The organism is Arthrobacter wenxiniae (genome assembly GCF_013376105.1).
In the GTDB taxonomy this organism is placed as follows: domain Bacteria; phylum Actinomycetota; class Actinomycetes; order Actinomycetales; family Micrococcaceae; genus Specibacter; species Specibacter wenxiniae.
On record NZ_JAAMFM010000073.1, the window covers coordinates 1 to 990 of the forward strand.

Below are 990 nucleotides of genomic sequence, written 5' to 3' on the forward strand. Positions count from 1 at the left end.
TACCCAGAATGCCAAATTGGAAATGCAGCTTGATTTTGCAAAAAAAGTATCGACCTGGTTCGCGAAAGGCCAGCAGTAATCTTTGCTGCCATCGCGGACTGGGCTGATTCCAAGGAATTCACTGTCAAGTTCATGTGTGCCGAGCTGGGCGTTTCAACCGCCGGCTACTATGCCTGGCGGAACCGTCCGCCCAGCGCCCGCCAGCTCGCCGATGAGGCGCTCACGGCGCAGATCCGGGCCGCCCATGAGGACCTGGACGGCAACCCCGGCATCCGGCGCACCTGGGCCCACCTGACGGCCGCGGGCCACCGGATCGGGGCCAAGCGCGTCCACCGGCTCATGCGCGCCGCAGGGCTGCAGGGACGGCACCCCAAAGCCTGGAAAGTCACCACCGTGGCCGGCGAGAAACCGGTGAACGCACCGGACCTGATCAAACGCAACTTCACCGCGGCGGAGCCCAATTCCGCCTGGTGCGGGGACATCACGTACATCAAGACCTGGGATGGCTGGGCCTACCTGGCCACGGTCATCGACCTGCACTCCCGGGCCCTGGTGGGATGGGCCCTTGACACGCACATGCGCACCTCCCTGATCACCGAAGCGCTGGACATGGCAGTGGAGCGGCGGCGCCCAAAAATGCCCGTCATATTCCATTCAGACCGGGGCAGCGTTTATACCTCCGGTGAGTTTGCGGAATATTGCGTGAACAACAAGATAATCCGCTCCCTCGGTCGGACGGGGACGTGTTACGACAATGCGGTGGCCGAATCCTTCTTTGCGACTTACAAGAAAGAGCTTATACACACCAAGCCGTGGCCGACATTGAAACGCCTCCGCCGTGAAACATTTCTATGGATCGAAGGATACTACAATATCAAACGACGTCATTCAACACTCGGATATTTGACACCGCATGAAATTGAGCTAGGCTATAAATCTATTCACGAACTCGCGGCCTAATTCCGAGTCCACAAAAGCGGGAACACTCCA

The 990-nt window shown here is 58.9% G+C and carries 1 protein-coding gene; it reads left to right on the forward strand.

Annotated features, from left to right (window positions below; translation table 11 throughout):
- The first annotated feature begins 48 nt into the window (after positions 1 to 48).
- Positions 49 to 960, forward strand: coding sequence for an IS3 family transposase (locus tag G6034_RS19395; protein WP_343038171.1), 912 nt, complete (start codon positions 49 to 51; stop codon positions 958 to 960).
- The last annotated feature ends 30 nt before the right edge of the window (positions 961 to 990 follow it).